This window comes from Rahnella sp. NRRL B-41462, assembly GCF_003263525.1.
In the GTDB taxonomy this organism is placed as follows: Bacteria; Pseudomonadota; Gammaproteobacteria; order Enterobacterales; family Enterobacteriaceae; genus Rahnella; species Rahnella aceris.
Genome location: NZ_JYDF01000001.1, coordinates 1 through 19,331, shown reverse-complemented (window position 1 = coordinate 19,331; position 19,331 = coordinate 1). Strand labels below are relative to the sequence as shown.

The 19,331-nt window shown below is 51.5% G+C and carries 18 protein-coding genes; 5 read left to right on the top strand and 13 right to left on the bottom strand.

From position 1 onward, the window contains the following. Positions 1 to 12 precede the first annotated feature (12 nt). On the top strand, positions 13 to 567 hold the full coding sequence (locus UC14_RS00090) for a helix-turn-helix domain-containing protein (protein WP_013576756.1): 555 nt from the start codon (positions 13 to 15) through the stop codon (positions 565 to 567). Here UC14_RS00090 and UC14_RS00085 read toward each other — a convergent pair. The 3 genes from UC14_RS00085 to UC14_RS00075 are packed head-to-tail and all read right to left on the bottom strand — an operon-like array spanning position 551 to position 4,278. After that, positions 551 to 2,236: a M28 family peptidase gene (locus tag UC14_RS00085; RefSeq protein WP_112197004.1), complete on the bottom strand. Its 1,686-nt coding sequence runs from the start codon at positions 2,234 to 2,236 to the stop codon at positions 551 to 553. The genes UC14_RS00090 and UC14_RS00085 overlap by 17 nt on opposite strands. A 2-nt stretch (positions 2,237 to 2,238) precedes the next feature. Next, positions 2,239 to 3,033, bottom strand: coding sequence for a transporter substrate-binding domain-containing protein (locus UC14_RS00080; protein WP_013576758.1), 795 nt, complete (start codon positions 3,031 to 3,033; stop codon positions 2,239 to 2,241). A 42-nt stretch (positions 3,034 to 3,075) separates the two neighbouring features. Continuing rightward, a complete protein-coding gene (locus UC14_RS00075; RefSeq protein WP_013576759.1) occupies positions 3,076 to 4,278 on the bottom strand; it encodes a M20 family metallopeptidase in 1,203 nt (400 codons plus the stop codon). Positions 4,279 to 4,473: 195 nt separating this feature from the next. Here UC14_RS00075 and UC14_RS00070 point away from each other — a divergent pair, with 195 nt between their 5' ends. After that, a complete protein-coding gene (locus tag UC14_RS00070; protein WP_112151093.1) occupies positions 4,474 to 5,343 on the top strand; it encodes a LysR family transcriptional regulator in 870 nt (289 codons plus the stop codon). On the opposite strand, the gene UC14_RS00065 is transcribed toward UC14_RS00070, so the two are convergent. Beyond that, a complete protein-coding gene (locus UC14_RS00065) occupies positions 5,344 to 6,225 on the bottom strand; it encodes a PhzF family phenazine biosynthesis protein (RefSeq protein WP_037036707.1) in 882 nt (293 codons plus the stop codon). A 155-nt stretch (positions 6,226 to 6,380) separates the two neighbouring features. Here UC14_RS00065 and UC14_RS00060 point away from each other — a divergent pair, with 155 nt between their 5' ends. Beyond that, on the top strand, positions 6,381 to 7,673 hold the full coding sequence (locus tag UC14_RS00060) for a lysine N(6)-hydroxylase/L-ornithine N(5)-oxygenase family protein (protein ID WP_013576762.1): 1,293 nt from the start codon (positions 6,381 to 6,383) through the stop codon (positions 7,671 to 7,673). A 61-nt stretch (positions 7,674 to 7,734) separates the two neighbouring features. On the opposite strand, the gene UC14_RS00055 is transcribed toward UC14_RS00060, so the two are convergent. After that, the gene (locus UC14_RS00055) at positions 7,735 to 8,385 is read right to left on the bottom strand and encodes a hemolysin III family protein (RefSeq protein WP_112197003.1); all 651 of its coding nucleotides are present in this window, start codon (positions 8,383 to 8,385) and stop codon (positions 7,735 to 7,737) included. A 338-nt stretch (positions 8,386 to 8,723) separates the two neighbouring features. Here UC14_RS00055 and UC14_RS00050 point away from each other — a divergent pair, with 338 nt between their 5' ends. Further along, positions 8,724 to 9,332, top strand: a complete 609-nt coding sequence (locus UC14_RS00050) for an HD family hydrolase (RefSeq protein ID WP_013576764.1) — start codon at positions 8,724 to 8,726, stop codon at positions 9,330 to 9,332. A 44-nt stretch (positions 9,333 to 9,376) separates the two neighbouring features. On the opposite strand, the gene UC14_RS00045 is transcribed toward UC14_RS00050, so the two are convergent. The 5 genes from UC14_RS00045 to UC14_RS00025 are packed head-to-tail and all read right to left on the bottom strand — an operon-like array spanning position 9,377 to position 14,383. Next, complete coding sequence (locus UC14_RS00045) at positions 9,377 to 10,684, bottom strand: ABC transporter substrate-binding protein (protein ID WP_037036703.1); 1,308 nt, start codon at positions 10,682 to 10,684, stop codon at positions 9,377 to 9,379. Then, entirely contained in the window at positions 10,677 to 11,783 is a 1,107-nt protein-coding gene (locus UC14_RS00040; RefSeq protein WP_015690330.1) for an ABC transporter ATP-binding protein, read from the bottom strand. Before UC14_RS00040 ends, UC14_RS00045 begins: the two co-directional genes overlap by 8 nt. Then, positions 11,783 to 12,610, bottom strand: coding sequence for a phosphodiesterase (locus tag UC14_RS00035; protein WP_013576767.1), 828 nt, complete (start codon positions 12,608 to 12,610; stop codon positions 11,783 to 11,785). The genes UC14_RS00040 and UC14_RS00035 overlap by 1 nt, the downstream gene beginning before the upstream one ends. A gap of 11 nt (positions 12,611 to 12,621) precedes the next feature. Then, entirely contained in the window at positions 12,622 to 13,521 is a 900-nt protein-coding gene (locus UC14_RS00030) for a carbohydrate ABC transporter permease (RefSeq protein WP_013576768.1), read from the bottom strand. After that, a complete protein-coding gene (locus UC14_RS00025; protein WP_013576769.1) occupies positions 13,511 to 14,383 on the bottom strand; it encodes a carbohydrate ABC transporter permease in 873 nt (290 codons plus the stop codon). The genes UC14_RS00030 and UC14_RS00025 overlap by 11 nt, the downstream gene beginning before the upstream one ends. 329 nt (positions 14,384 to 14,712) lie before the next feature. Between UC14_RS00025 and UC14_RS00020 the strand changes: the two genes are divergently transcribed. Continuing rightward, positions 14,713 to 17,472 carry an autotransporter outer membrane beta-barrel domain-containing protein gene (locus UC14_RS00020; protein ID WP_157962053.1) on the top strand — a complete coding sequence of 920 codons (2,760 nt, stop codon included), beginning with the start codon at positions 14,713 to 14,715 and terminating at the stop codon, positions 17,470 to 17,472. A gap of 202 nt (positions 17,473 to 17,674) precedes the next feature. Here UC14_RS00020 and UC14_RS00015 read toward each other — a convergent pair whose 3' ends face one another. From UC14_RS00015 to UC14_RS00005, 3 genes are read right to left on the bottom strand one after another with little or no spacing between them, the layout of a single operon-like run. Continuing rightward, the gene (locus UC14_RS00015) at positions 17,675 to 18,076 is read right to left on the bottom strand and encodes a hypothetical protein (RefSeq protein WP_112150859.1); all 402 of its coding nucleotides are present in this window, start codon (positions 18,074 to 18,076) and stop codon (positions 17,675 to 17,677) included. Further along, positions 18,054 to 18,470 (bottom strand): polymorphic toxin type 44 domain-containing protein, encoded by a 417-nt coding sequence (locus tag UC14_RS00010; RefSeq protein ID WP_015698440.1) that lies wholly within the window; start codon positions 18,468 to 18,470, stop codon positions 18,054 to 18,056. The genes UC14_RS00015 and UC14_RS00010 overlap by 23 nt, the downstream gene beginning before the upstream one ends. Before the next feature lie 3 nt (positions 18,471 to 18,473). After that, complete coding sequence (locus UC14_RS00005) at positions 18,474 to 18,959, bottom strand: Hcp family type VI secretion system effector (protein ID WP_112197001.1); 486 nt, start codon at positions 18,957 to 18,959, stop codon at positions 18,474 to 18,476. Between the last annotated feature and the right edge of the window lie 372 nt (positions 18,960 to 19,331).

The following is a 19,331-nucleotide window of genomic DNA, read 5'->3' as shown; positions in this document are numbered from 1 at the left end:
GGAACTTACCTCATGTCAATCGACCAATTGATCGCCACGCGCCTGCAGGCTTTGCGAAAATCTCAGGGTTTAAGCCTCGAACAACTGGCCAGCAGTTCGGGCGTCAGTAAGGCAATGATTTCGAAAATTGAGCGGCAGGACAGCAGCCCGAGCGCCAGTCTGTTAGGCCGCCTCGCGGCCAGTCTGGGCGTGTCGCTGGCGCAGTTGCTGTCAGAAGATAACGAGCAGCCTGCACCCTTGCGCCCGCTGGCGCAGCAGGAAGTCTGGCAGGATCCGGATATCGGTTATCTGCGCCGTCAGGTGACGGCGCATGAGGAAAACGGCGGCGCGGAACTGGTCGAAATTACGCTGCCAGCGGCGGCTCGCGTCAGTTATCCGGGCTGGAGCCATCAGGCCTATAAACAACGTTTATGGATGGTGGAGGGGTCGCTGACGATTGATTATGGTGATGAAAAATATGCGTTAACCGCGGGTGATGCGCTGACGTTCGGCGTTGATTTGCCCATCACATTCAGTAATCCCGGCACCAAGCCCTGCCGGTATCTGCTGGTCATGAGCGACAAATAGCCTCCACGCTGTCCAGCAGCGCCAGCGCACGGTCACGCTGACGGCGAAAGCGCGTTGCCATCATCAGCCACATTTCCGGCGAGGTATCTTCCCGCCGTGCAGCCAGTTCCTGAAAACCGGGGAACGCACCGCCGCGATAACTCAGATCGTAATGGAAGTCATCCACGGAGCTGTAACGCAGGCGATGTAAACCGGCGATCGCCTGTTTCAGTTGCCGCTGCCAGGTCTGCGGATCCGCCTGCCAGTTCGTGGTCAGTTCGCTCAAAACAGGCTGTAATTGTTGTAATTTTTCAGCCACGGTAAAGAGATCAAATTCAGGTGAAATTGTGGCGGCGAGTTCTGCCAGCGATTGCTGCAAACCGTTCAGGTAAGCCAACGGATCAAGCGGCAGCGCGGGTTGTGTCAGCAGGCCTTCCAGCCAGTGCGCGTGGATTTGCGTATCGCGCCAGAGAATATTCAGATCCACTTTATCGTAAGTGTCGTCTTGCGTGTGCCACCACCAGCCGCCGCCGCTGCCCGGCGACTGACTGTTTTTTTCCAGCGGGACTTCACGAAAGGCAAAATGCAGTGGCAGACCGCACCCCCAGAATGACTGATCGCCGCCTTTGCCCAGGGGGGTAATGCGCTGCGCCGGTTCACCGGTCACGGCTTTCACCGCCGCATTTAAAAAGGTCTGTGATTCCGCACCACTGGCATTGAGCACAACATTCACCGCATCCTTACACCCCGGTGAATCGACGTTAATATGTGCCACGCAATGCTGTTTCAGTTGCTGGCGGTAGTTGTCAGCGTACCAGGTCGAGCCACCATAACGGGCATTGGAATGCCCGGGCCACCAGATAATCCGCAGTCCGCGCAGCAACGTTTGTGGTTGCTGATGAATATGAATTGCCATCGCCAGACAAAGCGCATTACCGGTCGCGTTATCCGTGACGCCTTCGTGCCAGGAATCATAATGTGAGGAAAGGAGAACGAACTCCGGCGAACGGCCGGGAATTTCCACCACCGGCATGCTGCATTCAGCAACGTGAAAATTCAGTTCCGTGGCGATTTCCAGCGTCATCAGCGGGTGTTGCTGATACTGCGCCAGCAAACGCTGACCATCCTGATGATTAACGGAAATCACCGGCAAGCGCGGATAACGCAGAAAATCATCCGGTTCCGGCGTCCCCCAGACCGGCCCGACGGTTTCTTCATGCAGTGCGGTTTCAGCCGACCCCCAGATATGGATAAGTCCGGCAGCACCTGCAGCGCACAGGCGTTGCACGTAATCTTCAAAGCCCTGCCCCGCAATCACAATTTTGCCTTTTACGTCCTGCGCCCAACGTTGCCATTCAAGATCGGTACGCGGCTGACAGGCGCCGTCATCGTGATAACCCTGTGCTTCCACGCCCTGCGGGCAATGAGCCGAGAACGAACGGGTTTTGGCGTCGCACTGCCATTGCGGAAATTCAGGCAGCCGTAATCTTCCGGCCAGGGGATCGCTGAGATACAGCGGGCACTGCATCAGCCGCGCATCCAGTCCGTGATCCTGCAACACAGACACCATGTGCTGCGCCGCCCGTTGTGCATCATCGCAGCCGGAAAGCCGGTGCAACCCGGAAAACTCGCGCAGCAGGTCATCCATCAGCGGTAACAAATGTTCACGAACAGGCGGGCGCAAACTCATGATTATTTAGCCTTTTCCTGATGAACGGATATATCCAGCGGACCGAAGTATTGCGTCTTAATTTTTTCCCAGGTGCCGTCGGCAATGATTTTCGCCAGCCCGTCATTGAGCAGTTTTTTGATATGGTCGTCGCCTTTACGCAGACCGTACGACGAACCGATACTGAACAGTTTGTCGTCGCGCACTTCCGGGCCGGTCAGGGTAAAATTCTTGCCTTCCGGTTTGTTGAGGAAACCAAAGGTCACCGCCACCGCCGGGCTGAGCGCGCCGTCTAAACGACCGGCCACCAGATCCTGATAAATGGTGTCCTGATCGGCATATGCCACCACATCCACCCCTTTCGGCTGCCAGAAAGTATTGGCATACATTTCCTGAATCGACCCCTGCTGAACTGCGATACGTTTGCCCTGCAACGATTCCGGCGTCGGCAACAGCGGACTGCCTTTTTGCACCACCAGTTTGGTCGGGATGTGATACACAAAATCGCTGAAGTCGATCACTTTGCGACGTTTTTCGGTCGCACCCTGCGGCGAAATGAAATCCACTTTTTTGGCGATCAGCGAAGGAATTTCAGCGTCAAAGCTGCTGACCACATAGTCACATTTCACTTTCATCTCTTTGCAGATGGCATTGGTGACGTCAATTTCAAAGCCGGTCGGCGTGCCCGCCGCATCACGGAACTGGAATGGCGGATAACTTAAATCTGCGCCGACACGCAAAGTTTCGCCTTCGGCATGTGCCAGCGCACTGCCAAACGTCAGTGCCATAACGGCAGCCGCCAGTGTTTTTTTCATCATTATCCTGTCCTCTTACCCAAGGTTATTATTTTGATTGTTAAGTTAAAAATGAGACTTCCAGTTTAAAAACTCTTCCCGCACGGCCTGAAGTTTTGCGCCGTCCTGACACAAATCCACTGTCGTCATCGCCAGCGCTTTTGCCGCCTGCAACATGGCCTGCAAACCGGCCCCGGAACCGGCCGCTTTGGCAAATTCCGGTGTATGCGGCAGCACATCACCGATACGGATATACGGGTGGATCGCCGCTGTTATCTGACTGACATTGCCGATATCCGAAGAACCGATCCCGCCACTGAGCGGCGGCGGAACCACTTCCACACCCAGAATGTCCAGATTCTGTTTAAAGTATTCCGCCAGCGTCAGATTGTTATTGCGCTCGGCGTAGGTCAGCCCTTCTTCAACTTCCAGCCGCGCACCGGCCATCAGCGCCGCGCCTTGTGCCGCATCAAACACTTTTTGTTTAACAATGCTCAGCCCTCTGACCGTACTGGCCCGCATCAGGAACTTCGCCTCCGCATAAGCCGGAACAATATTGGTCGCGCTGCCGCCGTCGGAAATGATGCCGTGCACGCGCACATCGTCGGTGAACATTTGACGCAGGGCGTTAATGCCGTTGAAAGTGTGGATCACCGCATCGAGTGCGCTGATGCCGTTTTGGGGTGCCGACGCCGCATGCGCCGCTTTGCCATAGAACTTAAACACCGCATCGACACACGCCAGCCCGCCGCGCACCACCATGGTTTTGTCGCGCGGATGGAACATCATTACGGCGTCCACATGGTCGAAAATGCCTTTCTCGCTGAGAATAATTTTGCCGCCGCCCTCTTCTTCTGCCGGTGTGCCGATCACTTCCAGCCTGCCGGTCAGCAGATGCGATTGCTGTTTCAGCGCCAGCGCGGCCGTCACGGATGCCGTGCCAATCAGGTTATGTCCGCAGGCATGCCCCAGATCCTTCAGCGCATCGTATTCCGCCAGCAACGCGATCACCGGCCCCGGCTTGCCACTGTCATAGGTTGCGCGAAACGCCGTCGCCAGGCCGCCAGGTTGTTCCTCAATCTCAAACCCCGCCGCGCGCAGTGGTGCAATCAGTGCCGCTGCGGATTCGACTTCCTCAAAGCTGAGTTCAGGGTTGGCATGAATATTCATCGCCAGCGCGCTGGCCTGCGCGGCGAGTGAATCCACAGCCGCAATAATCTGAGTTTTCGGTTCCCCGGCGTGATGAACTGATGTAGTGCAATTCGACATGTTTATTCCCTGCGATGGTGCAAAAACCAAAAATTATTTTCGGATGAATACAATCTGGCACTGCGATAAGACGTCTCTGTGCCTTACAGAAATAGGGCTTTTGACGTTTTCGGTCAAATTGAGCCTTTTTATCTGTTGCGTCTTTTACGCAAAAATTATTTTATGGCTGAGGGATTTTACTGGCGGCGGAAAACGATGAACGAGAAAGACTGGCTGATATTGCGGGCGGTATATCAGCATAAAAACATTACCCGGGCGGCAGAGCAGCTTTATACCTCGCAGCCCGCGCTCAGTTACCGTTTGCGCCAGATTGAACGCAAGCTGGCGATCCGTCTGTTTGAAGAAGGACAAAAAGGACTGGTTTTCAGCGCGCAGGGGGAATATCTCGCGCAACACGCGTTGACCGTGCTCAACGATTTACAACAACTGAAACTCAATCTGCACAGTCTGGATCAGGAACAGCAGGGAGAGATTTCGCTGGGCGTGTCGAGCAACTATGCAGCGTACCGTCTGCCACCATTACTCAGCCAGTTCCGGCAGACGCATCCGGGGATCCGCGTGAATCTGATGAGTGGTTTTAGCGAGGAAATCATTCAGAAACTGTTGCGCGGGGAAATTGATATGGCGCTGGTCAAGGACGATTTTAACTGGAAGGAAGGCAAGCATCTGATTGAGGAAGATGACTACGTGCTGATCAACAGTCAGGATTTTGATTTCGCCCTGCTGCCGCACATGCCGCAGATAAAAATTCATCACGGCCCGCACGTGACACAACTGATTGAGCGCTGGTGGAATGCCAACTTTTCCCATGCGCCGACTGTCACGATGGAAGTCGACAAACTGGAAGTGTGCATGGCGATGGTGGAACACGGGCTGGGTTACGCGATTGTCGCCACTTATTTACCGCTGCCGGAGCATTTTTACCGCCGCCCGATTAACGTGGACGGCGCGACGGTAAAAAACCGCACCTGGCTGCTGCACCGCCATAACCTGAACGCCACGCCGTACATGCAGGCATTTATTCATCTGTTACAGACAGCACAGCACGGGCTGACGCCCCGCTGATCAGAGATCTAACGTGCCGTCGATCAGCGTACAGGTATCGCCACCGATCCAGGGTTCGCCATCCACAAACGTGACCGTCACGCGGCCATCGCGCTGGAGTTTGGTGCCCTGCCGCACGCGGTAAGTTTGTGCCATCTGAGCGCCATCCGGGAAATTCGCCGCTTTCAGCACCCGGGCCAGACAGGCATTGGCGCTGCCGGTGACCGGATCTTCTTTCAGCACGCCGTCCTCATCGATAATCGCCCGCACTTCATAATCCGCCGGGCCATTTTTATCGTGTAAACCGTACACCGCGATGCCGTTAATCCCGAGTTGTTTTTGTAGCTGGCTGACTGCCGCGGCATCGGCGGTGATGTTCAGGCAATCCTGCGCACTTTCCATCCGTACGACCAGCCAGATGATGCCCATATCAACCGCAACCGGCATGACATCAGCCTGAATATTACCGCCGCGCAGCGCGGTTTCCAGCAAGGTGTGATGTTCAGCCGCCAGCGGTTTCATCTGCGCAGGCGGCGCGGAAAATGCCTGACCGCCATCTGCCAGTTGCTTCACCTGCACCAGCCCGACACCGCATTCCTGCACCAGATATCCCGCGTTTTTTGGCTTCAGCCCGCTTTGCAACAGCGCGTACGCCGTGCCCAGCGTCGGATGTCCGGCGAACGGCAGCTCTTTGTCGGTCGTAAAAATCCGCACACGGTAATCCGCTTCGGGTGAAACCGGTTTGAGCACAAACGCCGTTTCCGCCAGATTGGTCCAGCGGGCCATCGCAAACATTTCGGCATCCGTCAGTCCTTCCGAATCCAATATCACGGCCAATGCATTGCCTTTGAGTGGCTCAGCGGTGAACACATCAACTTGTTTAAAACGGCGCAGGCGGGTCATAGCAAATCCTTTTAAATCATTAAGAAAGAGAGGGCGAACTGACTGAGTTTAGGAATATTTCGATAAGTTATCGAGAAAAATGTCAGCCGCTGTCGGCTGACCTATGCTTAATAACGTCGTTTCCAAAATATCCTAAAAACATAAGGAACAGAAAGATGCCCGTGAAGGATTTAATTGGTATTGGTATCGGCCCTTTTAATTTAAGTCTCGCCGCCATGGCAAAAGACACAGAAAAACTCAACGCCGCTTTCTTTGATGCTAACCCGGAATTCAGCTGGCATCCCGGTATGTTATTACCCACGGCGACCATGCAGACCTACGTCCTGCAGGATCTGGTCACTACCGTTGCGCCGCGCAGCGAATTTTCGTTTATTAATTATCTGGTTGATCAGAAGAAGATTTACCGTTTTCTGGCCACGGAACAGCTGATCATCAGCCGCGATGAGTTTTCCGACTATCTGCGCTGGGCGTGTGACCGCATTGCGGGTTTGCATTTTTCCGAACCGGTTGAGCGTATTGATTTCGACGATAAGCGACAGGAATTTATCGTACAGAGTGAAAAAGGCGAGCACCGCGCGCGCAATATTTGCCTCGGCACCGGCCATGCGCCGTGGATCCCAAAACCGGCACGGGCGGCGCTGGGTGATAACTGTTTTCACGCCGCAGAAATAGAACTACGTGAGCCAGATTTCACCGGTAAACGTGTGGTCGTTGTCGGCGGCGGACAAAGCGGTGCCGACATCGTTCTCAACGCGCTGAGCGGCCACTGGGGCGAGTTCACCGAACTGAGCTGGATATCACGCCGCCCTAATTTTCAGCCGCTGGATGAATCCATTTTCACCAATGAGTATTTCACGCCGGAGTATGTGAATTACTTTTATACGCTGCCGGAAGAGGTGCGCGAGCAGGAAATCGAAACACAAAAACTGCCCTCTGATGGCATCAGTTATCACACGCTCGAAGACATCTACAAGCAGCTTTATCACCGTTTCGACGTGCTGCATCAGCGGCGTAATGTACGTTTGTTGCCGCACCGTGCACTGGATCATATCGTGCGTAATGCGGCTGGCGATTTCAGTTTGCAGGCAAAACACGGGCTGGAAAAATGCGAGGAACATTTCAGTGCCGATATTGTGATCCTGGCAACCGGCTACCGTCCCGGTTTGCCGGATTATCTCGAGCCATTGCTGGATCGTATTCCTTATGACCGCGAGCAGCATCTGCCGCTGCAGCCGAATTTCAATCTGCGCTGGGACGGCCCGGAGCAGAACCGCATTTACGCGGTGAATGCCGGTATTCACAGCCACGGCAGCGCCGAGGGGCAACTGACACTGACTGCGTGGCGATCGGCGAAAATCCTCAATCATCTGCTGGGCGAAGCGCATTACGATCTGCGGCCGGTGCCTTCACTGGTGCAATGGTGGTCGGACGACGCGGGTAAGAAATAGCAGGCACAAAAAAGCGGAGCATCAGGCTCCGCTTTCCTTTTACTGAATTGAATTAAATACATCAGACGTAAAAATAGATGGCTAAAAAGTGGCAGGCGCTGCCGCCGAGCACAAATCCGTGCCAGATCGCGTGGCCGAACCGAAAGCGTTTCGAGGCGTAGAAAATAACGCCCAGCGTGTATATCACGCCGCCCAGCGCCAGCAATATCACACCGCCAAGAGAAAGTGTGGTCGCAAGCTGGTAAATCACAATCAGTGACAGCCAGCCCATCGTCAGATAGGTGACCAGCGAAAGCACCTCAAAACGGTGCGCAAATGCCAGTTTAAAAATCACGCCGAACAGTGCCAGCCCCCAGATAACCGCCATTAATCCTTTCGCCAGCGGGGAATTGAGCCCGACGAGCAGGAACGGTGTGTAGGTTCCGGCGATCAGCAAATAAATCGCGCAGTGATCAAGTTTTTTCAGCCAGTATTTGGCTTTCTGATGCGGTATCGCGTGATACAGCGTGGAGGCCAGATACAGCAAAATCATACTGCCGCCGTACAAACTATAACTGGTGATCGCCATGGCGCTGGCGTTATCGCCTGTCGCCTGAACCAGTAACAACACCAGTCCGACAATCCCGAAAACCAGACCAACGCCGTGACTCAGGCTGTTGGCAATTTCTTCGGCCCACGGATATCCCTGTGGGGATGGAGACAACTTACCCATACGTTGAGAATCCTCAAGACAAAAAAGGGAAAATGATTGTTAATAAAACGGTTCAACAGAATCAGATTAACTGAGAACCATTCCAGTGTACATCTGTAAGCTTAAAATGAGTATTATCTGATGTAACAGTCTCTTAGGCAGATCATCATTTCATTCACCCCGTTGTGTGAAGCCCTTCAATTCATTCAATTTGTTTATAATTCATTCAGATTACATTTTTGAGACACATGCATTTTCCGCACCCAAAAACATGATTTTTTTATATCAAGCGACTAAGGTGTAGCGGAAAAGTGAAATAACGCCGTTTACCATGCCGTCAATATGACTAAGGTTTTAGTATGTCTGCAGCCACTACCCCGCTGAATTTCGGCGCAATGACCGAAGTTTTTCAGTTCCTGATGGAAATCGACAAACTGAAAAGCGTGCAACGTCGCACCAAAGTGTTAGGCACTGAGCGTCAGGAAAACTCCGCAGAACATAGCTGGCATTTCGCCGTGGCAGCAATGTCCCTGGCCCCTTTCGCACCGGAAGGCGTTGATATCAATAAAGTCATCCGTATGGCTTTGATCCACGACATCGTCGAAATCGATGCCGGTGATGTGCTGGTTTACGATCTCGCTGCCCGCGCAGCAGTTCACGATCAGGAAATCATTGCCGCGAAACGCCTGTTCGGCCTGCTGCCTGCACCGCTGAACACACAATTCCTGGATTTGTGGAATGAATACGAAGCGGGTGAAACCCCGGAAGCGCGCTTTGCGCTGGTGATCGACCGCGTGATGCCGATGATCATGAACCTGAATAATCAGGGGCAGAGCTGGGTGGAGAACAATATCCGTCTGGAGCAGGTGTTAGCCCGTAATGCCTTTATCGCCGATATCCATCCTGAACTGTGGCTGCATATCCGCAGCCATCTGGACAACGCCCACCAGCAGGGCTGGCTGAAGTAATTTTTTTGCTCCTTCCCCTCGTAAAGGGGAAGGAGCGAGATCACCTACTTTGGAACAGTCAGTGCCGTTGATTCCACATAAGGTTTCATGATGGTGTCGGCGTCTTTCTGTGCCTGTGCCGCCGCCGCTTCCGGCGTGACTTTCTCATCATTAACCAGCGCCGCCAGCTGATTTTCCATCGCCTGACGCACCGCCACGGTTTCATACGTCGCATACCACGGATAGGCGTACTTCAGCTGCTCCAGCGCAATCGCCGCACGCGGATCTTTCGCCAGATATTCTTTCATTTCCGGTGTGTCATAAGACGCCATACGCGGTGAAAAATAGCCGGTAAAGCGGCTCCAGGCACCGTTCACTTTCGGGCTGACCAGATATTGCAGGAAGGTGTAAGCCGCTTTTTTCTGGTCATCGGAAATGCCTTTAAAACTCACCAGACTCGCCCCGCCGATGGTGACACCGTTACGCACTTTGGCAGGCATCATCGCCACGCCCAGCTCAAAATCTTTGGTATTTTCACGCATAAAGCCCAGTGCACCGGTGCTCAGCATCGCCATGCCGAGTTTGCCGGAAAAGAACGCCGCGCTGATTTGCTTGGAGTTCAGCACACCCGACGGCATCACTTTGTCGCGGTATACCAGATTCTGCCAGAAGCGCAGCGCGCCCAGGGTGGATGGTTTGTCGTAATACACTTCGCCCGGATAATCGGCGTTGTAATACTGGCCGCCATTGGCGCGGGTCAGTGCCGACAAAATCCAGCCGCCGTAGTCATCGTTGGTCGATGGCAACATGATCCCCCACTGACCTTTCGCCGAATCCGTCAGCTTTTTCGAGTCTTCCAGCAATTCATCCCAGTCTTTCGGCGGCGCGGTAATGCCCGCTTTGGCGAACATGTCTTTGTTGTAATAGAGAATAGGCGTCGAATTATGGAACGGGATCGCGTAAGTGACGCCGTTAAGCTGAGCGTTCTGGCGCATGGCGGGCCAGAAGTTTTGCGTCAGGAACGGCGTGGCTTTCTGGTCGCCGAATTTGAACAGTTCGTCCATCGGCAGAATTTCGTTTTTGATCGCCAGATCCGCCGTGAAGTTAGCGGACATGATCACCAGCGCCGGTGGCTGGCCGGATTTCGCTGCCGCTTCGGCTTTCACTTTGGTGGTGTCATAACTGCCGGTAAATATCCCGCGCACTTCCACATCATTTTGTGACTGGTTAAATTCTTTGATAACGCGGGTCATTTCCATGGTCAGCTTGCCGTCAACCGGTGCAGGGAACATGAAATCGATATTTTCTTTGGCGGACGCCGTGCCTGCGGCAATAAAGCCGATGGCGAGCGCCAGCACAGATACTTTACGCATGATGGTGATTCTCCCGGTGCAGATTCTGCTGGTTTTGGCCTGAAAAAAGATGAAGGTCGTGCAAAGAGAAATACAAAGTAATGCGGTCGCCGGGTTGTGGAATGTCCCCGCTGTTTTCCCGCAACTGGTTTTTACGTACGTAACGGATTTTCCCGAGCGGCGTGTCGGCATGGCACAGATACTCCGCGCCGAGCAGCTCGCGATAGGTCAGCGTCGCCTGCAATTGCAGGCTTTCGCCTTCCACCGGCCGGTCGCTGATGTGTTCGGGTCTGATGCCCAGATACACCTCATCGAGCGCCTGCGCATGTTCAGTTTGCGGCAGACGGACCGGCTGGTTTTCGACTGTCAGTACGCCAGCGGCGCACGGCAGCAGAAACAGATTCATCGACGGGGTGCCGATAAATCCGGCGACAAACAGATTGGCCGGGTGCGCGTACAGCGTTTCCGGCGCGCCGATTTGTTGCAAATGGCCTTTATCCAGCACCGCGATCCGATCCGCCATGGTCATGGCTTCCATCTGATCGTGAGTGACATAAACGGTGCTGGTTTTCAGTTGCTGATGCAGTTGCATGATGCCGTCACGCACTTCCGTGCGCAGCCGTGCATCGAGATTCGACAGCGGTTCATCCATCAGAAACAGCTTCGGATCGCGCACAATGGCGCGCGCCATCGCAACACGCTGACGCTGGCCGCCGGATAACTTACCGGGTTTACGTTTGAGCAACGGCTCCAGTTGTAATAATCCGGCGACACGATCCACCCGCGCCTGGTGCTGATCTTTCGGCTCATTGCGCATACGCATGCCAAAGGTGATGTTCTGTTCCACGGTCATGTGCGGGAACAGCGCGTAGTTCTGGAAGATCATTGAGAAATTTCGTTCGCGCGGCGACAGCCCGGAGATGTCATTGCCGTCGAGCATAATGCGCCCGTCGCTGACCTCTTCAAGACCCGCCAGCAGGCGCAACAGGGTACTTTTGCCACACCCCGACGGCCCGACCAGCACCAGAAATTCGCCGTCGGCAATCTCCAGCGACAGCTTATTCACCGCCGTGCTGCCTTCAAACTGTTTGGTAATATTTTCCAGACGAATGCCAGACATCATTGCTCATCCGCCGGGCAACTGATTTGCGCGTCATACAGATACGGCCCCGGATATTGCGACAGCGGATGCAGATAGCTGACCAGCCCGGTGTTATCCACCAGACGGTGCATCACGCAGGCCGCCGGTTCGAGGTTATAAAACGGTGCCGGATTGTGATGATAATACGGCACCTGATGCACCGTGCCGGGAATGGTGGTGATGATCGCCTGTTTGTACTGGGTGAAAATCAGGCGGTGCGTGTGGCCGCAGAACACGCGAACCAGCGACGGGAAACGGTCGATCAGCGCCAGCAGCTGATCGCCGTTTTCGCAGGAAATCGCGTCCATCTGCGCCGAACCCACTTTCACCGGCGGATGGTGCATAAACACCGCCGTCGGTTTATCGCCGCCCTGCTCCAGCTGACCTTCCAGCCACGCCAGCGTTTCGAGCGTCAGGTACCCTTTCGATTCTCCGGCCAGGCTGGAATCGACAAACAGCAGACGCATCGGGAAATCATCGATGGCGTAACGCATATTTTGCGGGTCAGTACCGAGCTGCGGACACAGCGGATGCAGCGCTTCCAGAAACTGCGCTTTGTCGTCGTGGTTGCCGGGAATGATAAACAACGGATAGCGCAGGTTGCCCAGCGTGCGGCGCGCCACCTCATATTCCTGCGGCAAACCGCAGTTAACGATATCGCCGGTGATCACCACCGCATCCGGTTGTTCTTCCAGCGCGTTAAGCTGGCTGACCACTTCGGCGTTACAGCCGTTCACATCGATAAAGTCATACAGTTTGCGGCCGTGGCTGCGAAAGTGCATGTCAGAAATCTGAGCTAAAAACATGGATGACTCCTTTATTTGATGCCCGAGAAGCCGAAGCTTTTCAGGAACTGTTTCTGAAAAATAATGAACGCCAGCATCAGCGGCAGGCACACCATCAGCGTTCCGGCAGTAATTAAGCCCCACTGCCCGCCCGATTCCGCACCCATCGCGAAAGACACCAGTCCGACGGTCAGCACCTGTTTGTCCGGATCGTTAAGCACCATCAGCGGCCACAGGTATTCATTCCAGTGATAGGTAATGCTGACAGTGGCAAAGGCGAGGATGGCGGGCCACGACATCGGGATCAGCACGCGGAACACCACCTGCCACCAGCGGCAGCCCTCCATCAGCGCGGCTTCTTCGATTTCACGGGGAATGCTGAGAAACGCCTGACGCATCAGGAATACGCCAAACGCTGAGGCGAAATACGGCATCATCACGCCGGTCAATGTATTGAGCAGCCCGAACTGTTTGAGGATCATCATGTTCGGCACCATCATAATCACCGGCATGATCATCAGCTGGATCAGCAGCAGGTAGAACAGTGTCTGTTTGCCGCGAAATTCGTGATATGCGAACACGTAACCGGCAGTGGTGATCGTCACCAGCTGAACCAGAAAGGTGCCGAAGGAGAAGAAAATGGTATTGGTGTAAAGCCGCAGCCAGTCGGCGCTGTCCCACGCATCACGGAAGTTTTGCAACGTCAGCGGGAAGCGCGGCAACAGCGAGGCCATATCCGGCGAAAAACTGCTTTCACTGAATGCTGACGACAGCATCCACAGGAAAGGCGCCATCCATAAAAAGGCCGCGCACAGCAGTAAAACCGGCAGTGTCGAACGGCGCGCACCGCGCAATAACATCGATGGCGAACGCACGCCCGCCCGCAATTTTTTACCGGTCATCACCGGCGCTTCAGACGTTTCAACGCTCATAGTGAGCTCCTCTTTCCAGCACACGCAGATTCAGCATCGAAAAACCAAACAGCAACACCAGCGTCAGGAATGTCGCCGCCGAAGCTTTGCCTAAATCATGGGTGTCATTCGCCAGACTCTGGATGTAATACAGCAAGACGGTGGTGGCGTTATTCGGCCCGCCCTGCGTCATCACCGCGACGTGATCTATCTGGGTAATCGAATAAATCAGCGCGATAGTGACCACAAAACTGATGGTCGGGCGCAGTAACGGCAGCGTGATATAGAAGAAAACCTGCGGGCGCGACGCCCCTTCCATCAGCGCCGCTTCGCGTGCAGAGGCGGGGATCGACTGCAATCCGGCGAGGAAAAACAGCATGTAATAACCGGCGAATTTCCACACGCCGATCACGCTCAGCGCAATCAGCGCACTGTTGCTCATACCGAGATAATTGTTATTCATCGGCCCGAATGCTTTCGCCAGGTAGTAATCCAGCAGCCCCATACCGGGCATGAAAATGAACAACCACAAGGTGGCGGCACTGACCAGCGGGATAATCATCGGGAAGAAAAACGCGGTACGCAGCCAGCGGTTCAGCGAGGTGTTTTCCCACAGCGCAACCGCCAGCAGCAGCGCAAGAATAATGCCGGGCACCACGGTCATCAGGATGTACGCCAGATTATTGAGCAGCGCGCGCCAGAAGACTGAATCCTGGATCAGGCGCAGATAGTTTTGCAGACCGACAAACGGCGGCGCGTCTGACGACAGACGACTGTCAAACAGGCTGTCCGTCGCTGACTGAAATAAGGGGTAATAGGTGAATAAAAACAGAAAAATCAGCGTCGGCAGCAAAATCAGATAAGGGAACAACGTGCGGCGCATTACAGGGTACCGGTCAGCGAAATAAGGTGCCTATCCTGTCCTGCATTTGTGTCAGCCACATGGCGGGAATGTGATGGTTATTTGAATGAAATATGAGCATTGTTACTGAACAAAATAGAGGTCGGGTTTAAGGTATCATCCCAAAAGGGAAATCCTGGTCAGAATATTGCCGAATATAAAGTGGATAATTTGTGCATTAATGATTCCTTAATATATTAATAAGCCTTCTTTACGGAACTCCTATTTATGATATGCGTTCAATCTTCAATAAAAATTGAATATTATAATTTAATTTTATATTTACCGCGCAATTCATAATGGATGTGAATATGAAAAATTCAATTTACTATAAAAATAAATTTTCCAGAAGATCCAGTTTAGTTATAAAAGGTAGCCTGCTTATCATTGCAACGCAGTGTGCAAGTAACGCTCAGGCAGAAAAAATCACCAGCCCGGTTTCTGCCTCTACAGGTCAGGTAATAACACTCACGGCCGATGATGAGCTGGAAATTACGTCAACAGGTACTCCCGCTATTCATGCTAACAACGGAGGCATTATTGATGCCAGAGATGCCACTATTCTTTCACTCACTACATCAGGTGATTACGCCGATGGAATCCGGGCAAATAACGGTGGAAACATATACCTGAGTGGCGGTTTTTCGGTCACCACGTCAAGTTTTGACGCAGACGGATTACTCGCCAGAGGAGGAAATAGTCTCATTGATATAGGCCCTGGCGATGTCCATGTCTCGACAAGTTATGACAACACCTACGCCATATTTATAGCTGAAAACTCTCAGATTAAAATTCAGGATAACGTGAGCATCACAAGCTCAGGAAATAATGGAGAAGCAGTAACACTGAACAACCAGAGCACCCTGGAGTCCGGGGGAATAAATATAACCACAACAGGAAAAAAATCCGCAGGGATAGTTAACAAAAACAGTAATATTATTATTCATGATCTGGAAAGTAGTATTCATACCCTTGGTTCAGATTCAACAGGAATGCGTAATACAGCGTCAGCTCAAACTTTATTTAATCAGGCGCTCATAATTTCCACTGAAGGCGCCGGTGCAACAGGTATTTACGCCAGTGATGCAGGCACTCAGGTCACGCTGAATGGCGGCAGCATCAGTACTCAGGGAGATAATGCATACGGCGTGGATGTGGGGCAGGAAGCCCATGTTAACCTGAATCAAATTGATATCGACACTGCGGGTGTGAACGCCCATGGCGTTCGTGTTGGCGGAGCAGGCCAGTTCTCAATGACTGGCGGCAGCATCGTGACACAAAATGACACCGCAAATGCAGTTCTGTTTGATCAGGGTGGAGGCGGAAGTTTTACCGCAAATGATGTTCTGATCAGCAGCACGGGAACGGCCAGCGGCATGATGGCGAATGATGGTAACTGGCTGGCGACACTCAATGCTTCGCAGATAAATGCTTCTGACGCCATCGTGGCATATGGTACAGGTACATCAGGCGTTCAGTTGACCGTTAACGCGCAAAACAATTCGCTAATCAATGGCAATATTTCTACAACTGCCAGTGAGGCAAGGGAAACACCGCCTTCGGTTGCGGACTCATTATATCTGAATCTTACACAGTCAACTCTGAACGGCGCGGCAGAGGGAAATGTTTCCATCAACGCCACACAACAAAGTGTATGGAACCTGTCAGCGAGCTCTGATATAGCCCAACTTTCAATGGATAACAGTCAGGTTAACTTCGCCTCAGGCGGAGATTACAAGACGCTCACAATGGGCAGTTTGTCAGGTTCCGGTACCTTTAACCTGAATACAAATCTCAATGCAGGCGGAGAACAAAGTCAGACCGACCATATCCATGTAACAGGTAATGCAGAAGGCCAATATGCATTACTCATTAATGGCTCAGGGATCGGCGCTGATGCCGTGAGCATTCCTCTGGTGATGATTGACGGTAGCAGTACGGCATCATTCTTGCTGGCGAAGGAAGTGAGCGCAGATGCTTACGATTACACACTTCAGGAAGGCAGTAGCAGCGATGCTAATGACTGGTACCTCACCTCCGAAATAAAGGCTTCGCCCATTCCTGACCCGTTGCCAGACCCGACTCCTGAGCCGGGTCCAGAACCTATGCCCGACCCGACTCCAGAACCTCAGCCTGCACCTGAGCCACAACCTGTAATCGACAGATCCTATCGCCCGGAAATACCAGCTTATATTGCCAGTACCACACTTAATCTCAACTACGCTTACAGTACGGTAGGAACCTTCCATCAGCGGCAGGTCAATACAGAGGGGGTTTGGGCACGAACTGAAGCCAGCAAAACGTCTTATAATGCGGGAAGATTTGGATACGATACCAACACCTGGTTCCTGCAAATGGGTAACAGCATCTATAAGCAACAAGCGGACAATGGCACGCAAACTGACGCGGGTGTGATGGTGACTCTTGGACATCAGACGACAGATGCACAAGATCAGCTACGCAGTGTACTGGGCAAATCAGTTGATACTGGCAGCCTTCGCACAGATGCCTACAGTCTGGGGAGTTATTACACCCGGATGGCTTCTGATGGGGGATATCTGGATCTTGTCGGACAAATCACCTGGTATCGCAACCAGTTTGATAGCCGTTATGATGCTAAACAAGACAGTTATGGGGGTTTATTATCCGCTGAAGCAGGTAAACCCTGGACAATTGCAGGTTCGGTAAAAATTGAACCTCAGATGCAACTGGCCTATCAGTATTTAAAATCTGGCGGCTTTTCCGATGAAATATCCGACATTAAAAGTCACCATACCAATGCAGGCATGGGTCGCGCAGGTATGCGGATTTATCACGACAGCGCCACTTCATTCATCAGCCCTTACCTGACACTGGACACTGTGCATATTCTAAATAATACGCCATCTACGCAAATTGGAGAGTCAACATTAAACGCTGATATGGCATCCGACTGGTGGCAAGCGGGCACAGGTTTTAGCAGCAATATAAAAGGGAATACGTCATTTTATGGCGAGATTAAATACCAGAAAGGATACAACAATGATATCGAAGGCGTCATGGGGTCTTTAGGCGTTAAAGCCACTTTCTGATTGCCCGTTGTTTATAGCAACAAACGGGGCACTGTCCCCGTTTGTTATTTCCCGTCAGTTCTGTAAATAAGCCCCCTGCCCTGCGTTTTTGCTCGTTACATGGCGGGAATGTGATGGTTATTTGAATGAAATATGAGCATTGTTACTGAACAAAATAGAGGTCGGGTTTAAGATTGAACGGTAACATGCGGATAAAACCCCACTAAAATGGGGTTGAGTTGAGGTATATAAAGACAGAATCAGATTGGTTGGTAAAACTATAAATAGTTCCTTTAACTGTAAAATAGAGATATCTGCCCTTCAATTGCATTTGGACATTTGAATCTGAAGTAAAAAGAACAGAAGGATAATCTCTGACATCCGCCAGAAACTCTTTCTCTGTTTTTACAGATGGATAAAGATAATATTTATACGTATTTTGGGTCGTTGCACCCGCACTACCTTCAGTCACATAAAGGGTATTAAACTCGCCTATACTTTCCTTTCGTATAATCGTTTGTTCATAAGGTGAGAAATCTAATACCACCTTAATTAAATATCCCAGGAAAGCTATAACCAACACGATGAAAATATATATTTTCCTAAAAACCCGTTCTTTTGGCATAATCAATTCCTGCTCTTATCCATGTCTGATCTTTAGGATCATCCCAATGGGAGTTTGGTCCCTCATAAGAATCCCATTCAGGATCATTTGTACCTGCAAATTTTTGAGCCACGCCAGCACCTCTTAATAAAACACCAGGTGAAATACCTGCTGCTGTTCCTACAGCCCCGTAATGAAAATTCCCGAAATTTTCATATTTTCCACCCAACTGTTTATAGTCCCAGGGTCCATGATTCCTGACCTGATTATAGAACCATATATAAGTTAATGCAGATGGACCTTTGTGTAAACGAGCCGTCATCATATGATTACTCATAGATATGCCTGGGGGGATGATTGCAGATATATCATAAGGAGGATGCTGATTTACACCTTCTACAGGGTGTCTGGACATAATTTACGCCCTTTCATTCCATGAGTCTGTGAACATGATGTTCCCATCGCAATGTTTCCACGTTATTTTTTCGTAACGGAGTTCAACAACTTCAAGATGATTGTGCTTTTCTTTGGTTGGATCTTTAATATCATGCATCAGCGGGGAAATGCTCACAACCTTAACGCCTTCGATAAATATATTGAAATACTCAACTTCTTGCCCTGCATCATTGATATGATACCATTTAAATTCTGCTGACTTTAAAGTTTGGCCTTTTGAAACCGCTTTATATAAATAAGGTGATGATGAATCAAACTCTTTTTGGAAAATCATCGCAGAATGATTACGCGTTGCTGTAATGCTTCCGGTTAAAGGGTCTGTTGGCAATCGTAAATTATGTGAAAACCCTGTGACCTCAATACTACGTTCTCTATTATTTACATCCACAGACCCTTTGATTTCCGCACCGCCGTCATCTTTTAACCATAAATAAGCTGGAATTGCCATTTAAATATCCTTATTGAAATAATAAATTCACCATACAAACACTACCTCTTTGTAATTTAAAAATCAATCGCCTGAAACAGTAATGCTTTCGCTTAACTATATGCAATAATAACCATCATCAAATTTAATATAATAAATTTTTATCTAAATTGAGAATATCTTTATTAGATCCCAGCCAATGCCTCCGCATTGATTTTGGACGTGTGAGTAAATTGTTATATATATGGTTAAAATAAAGTTGTAATAACGTTCAAGATAAAATCTGGAAGATGTCTCGCAGGAATAACGCAGTCGGCGCCCTCCCCTGCGAAGGGGAGGGTTGGGGTGGGGTATTAAAGCAAAAATCAAAAAAGTTGAAGTGTGCTTTGAAAA

Coding starts and splice junctions, on each gene's coding strand:
- UC14_RS00090 (WP_013576756.1), top strand. CDS start 13: ATGTCAATCGACCAATTGATCGCCACGCGCCTGCAGGCTTTGCGAAAA.
- UC14_RS00085 (WP_112197004.1), bottom strand. CDS start 2,236: ATGAGTTTGCGCCCGCCTGTTCGTGAACATTTGTTACCGCTGATGGAT.
- UC14_RS00080 (WP_013576758.1), bottom strand. CDS start 3,033: ATGATGAAAAAAACACTGGCGGCTGCCGTTATGGCACTGACGTTTGGC.
- UC14_RS00075 (WP_013576759.1), bottom strand. CDS start 4,278: ATGTCGAATTGCACTACATCAGTTCATCACGCCGGGGAACCGAAAACT.
- UC14_RS00070 (WP_112151093.1), top strand. CDS start 4,474: ATGAACGAGAAAGACTGGCTGATATTGCGGGCGGTATATCAGCATAAA.
- UC14_RS00065 (WP_037036707.1), bottom strand. CDS start 6,225: ATGACCCGCCTGCGCCGTTTTAAACAAGTTGATGTGTTCACCGCTGAG.
- UC14_RS00060 (WP_013576762.1), top strand. CDS start 6,381: ATGCCCGTGAAGGATTTAATTGGTATTGGTATCGGCCCTTTTAATTTA.
- UC14_RS00055 (WP_112197003.1), bottom strand. CDS start 8,385: ATGGGTAAGTTGTCTCCATCCCCACAGGGATATCCGTGGGCCGAAGAA.
- UC14_RS00050 (WP_013576764.1), top strand. CDS start 8,724: ATGTCTGCAGCCACTACCCCGCTGAATTTCGGCGCAATGACCGAAGTT.
- UC14_RS00045 (WP_037036703.1), bottom strand. CDS start 10,684: ATGCGTAAAGTATCTGTGCTGGCGCTCGCCATCGGCTTTATTGCCGCA.
- UC14_RS00040 (WP_015690330.1), bottom strand. CDS start 11,783: ATGTCTGGCATTCGTCTGGAAAATATTACCAAACAGTTTGAAGGCAGC.
- UC14_RS00035 (WP_013576767.1), bottom strand. CDS start 12,610: ATGTTTTTAGCTCAGATTTCTGACATGCACTTTCGCAGCCACGGCCGC.
- UC14_RS00030 (WP_013576768.1), bottom strand. CDS start 13,521: ATGAGCGTTGAAACGTCTGAAGCGCCGGTGATGACCGGTAAAAAATTG.
- UC14_RS00025 (WP_013576769.1), bottom strand. CDS start 14,383: ATGCGCCGCACGTTGTTCCCTTATCTGATTTTGCTGCCGACGCTGATT.
- UC14_RS00020 (WP_157962053.1), top strand. CDS start 14,713: ATGAAAAATTCAATTTACTATAAAAATAAATTTTCCAGAAGATCCAGT.
- UC14_RS00015 (WP_112150859.1), bottom strand. CDS start 18,076: ATGCCAAAAGAACGGGTTTTTAGGAAAATATATATTTTCATCGTGTTG.
- UC14_RS00010 (WP_015698440.1), bottom strand. CDS start 18,470: ATGTCCAGACACCCTGTAGAAGGTGTAAATCAGCATCCTCCTTATGAT.
- UC14_RS00005 (WP_112197001.1), bottom strand. CDS start 18,959: ATGGCAATTCCAGCTTATTTATGGTTAAAAGATGACGGCGGTGCGGAA.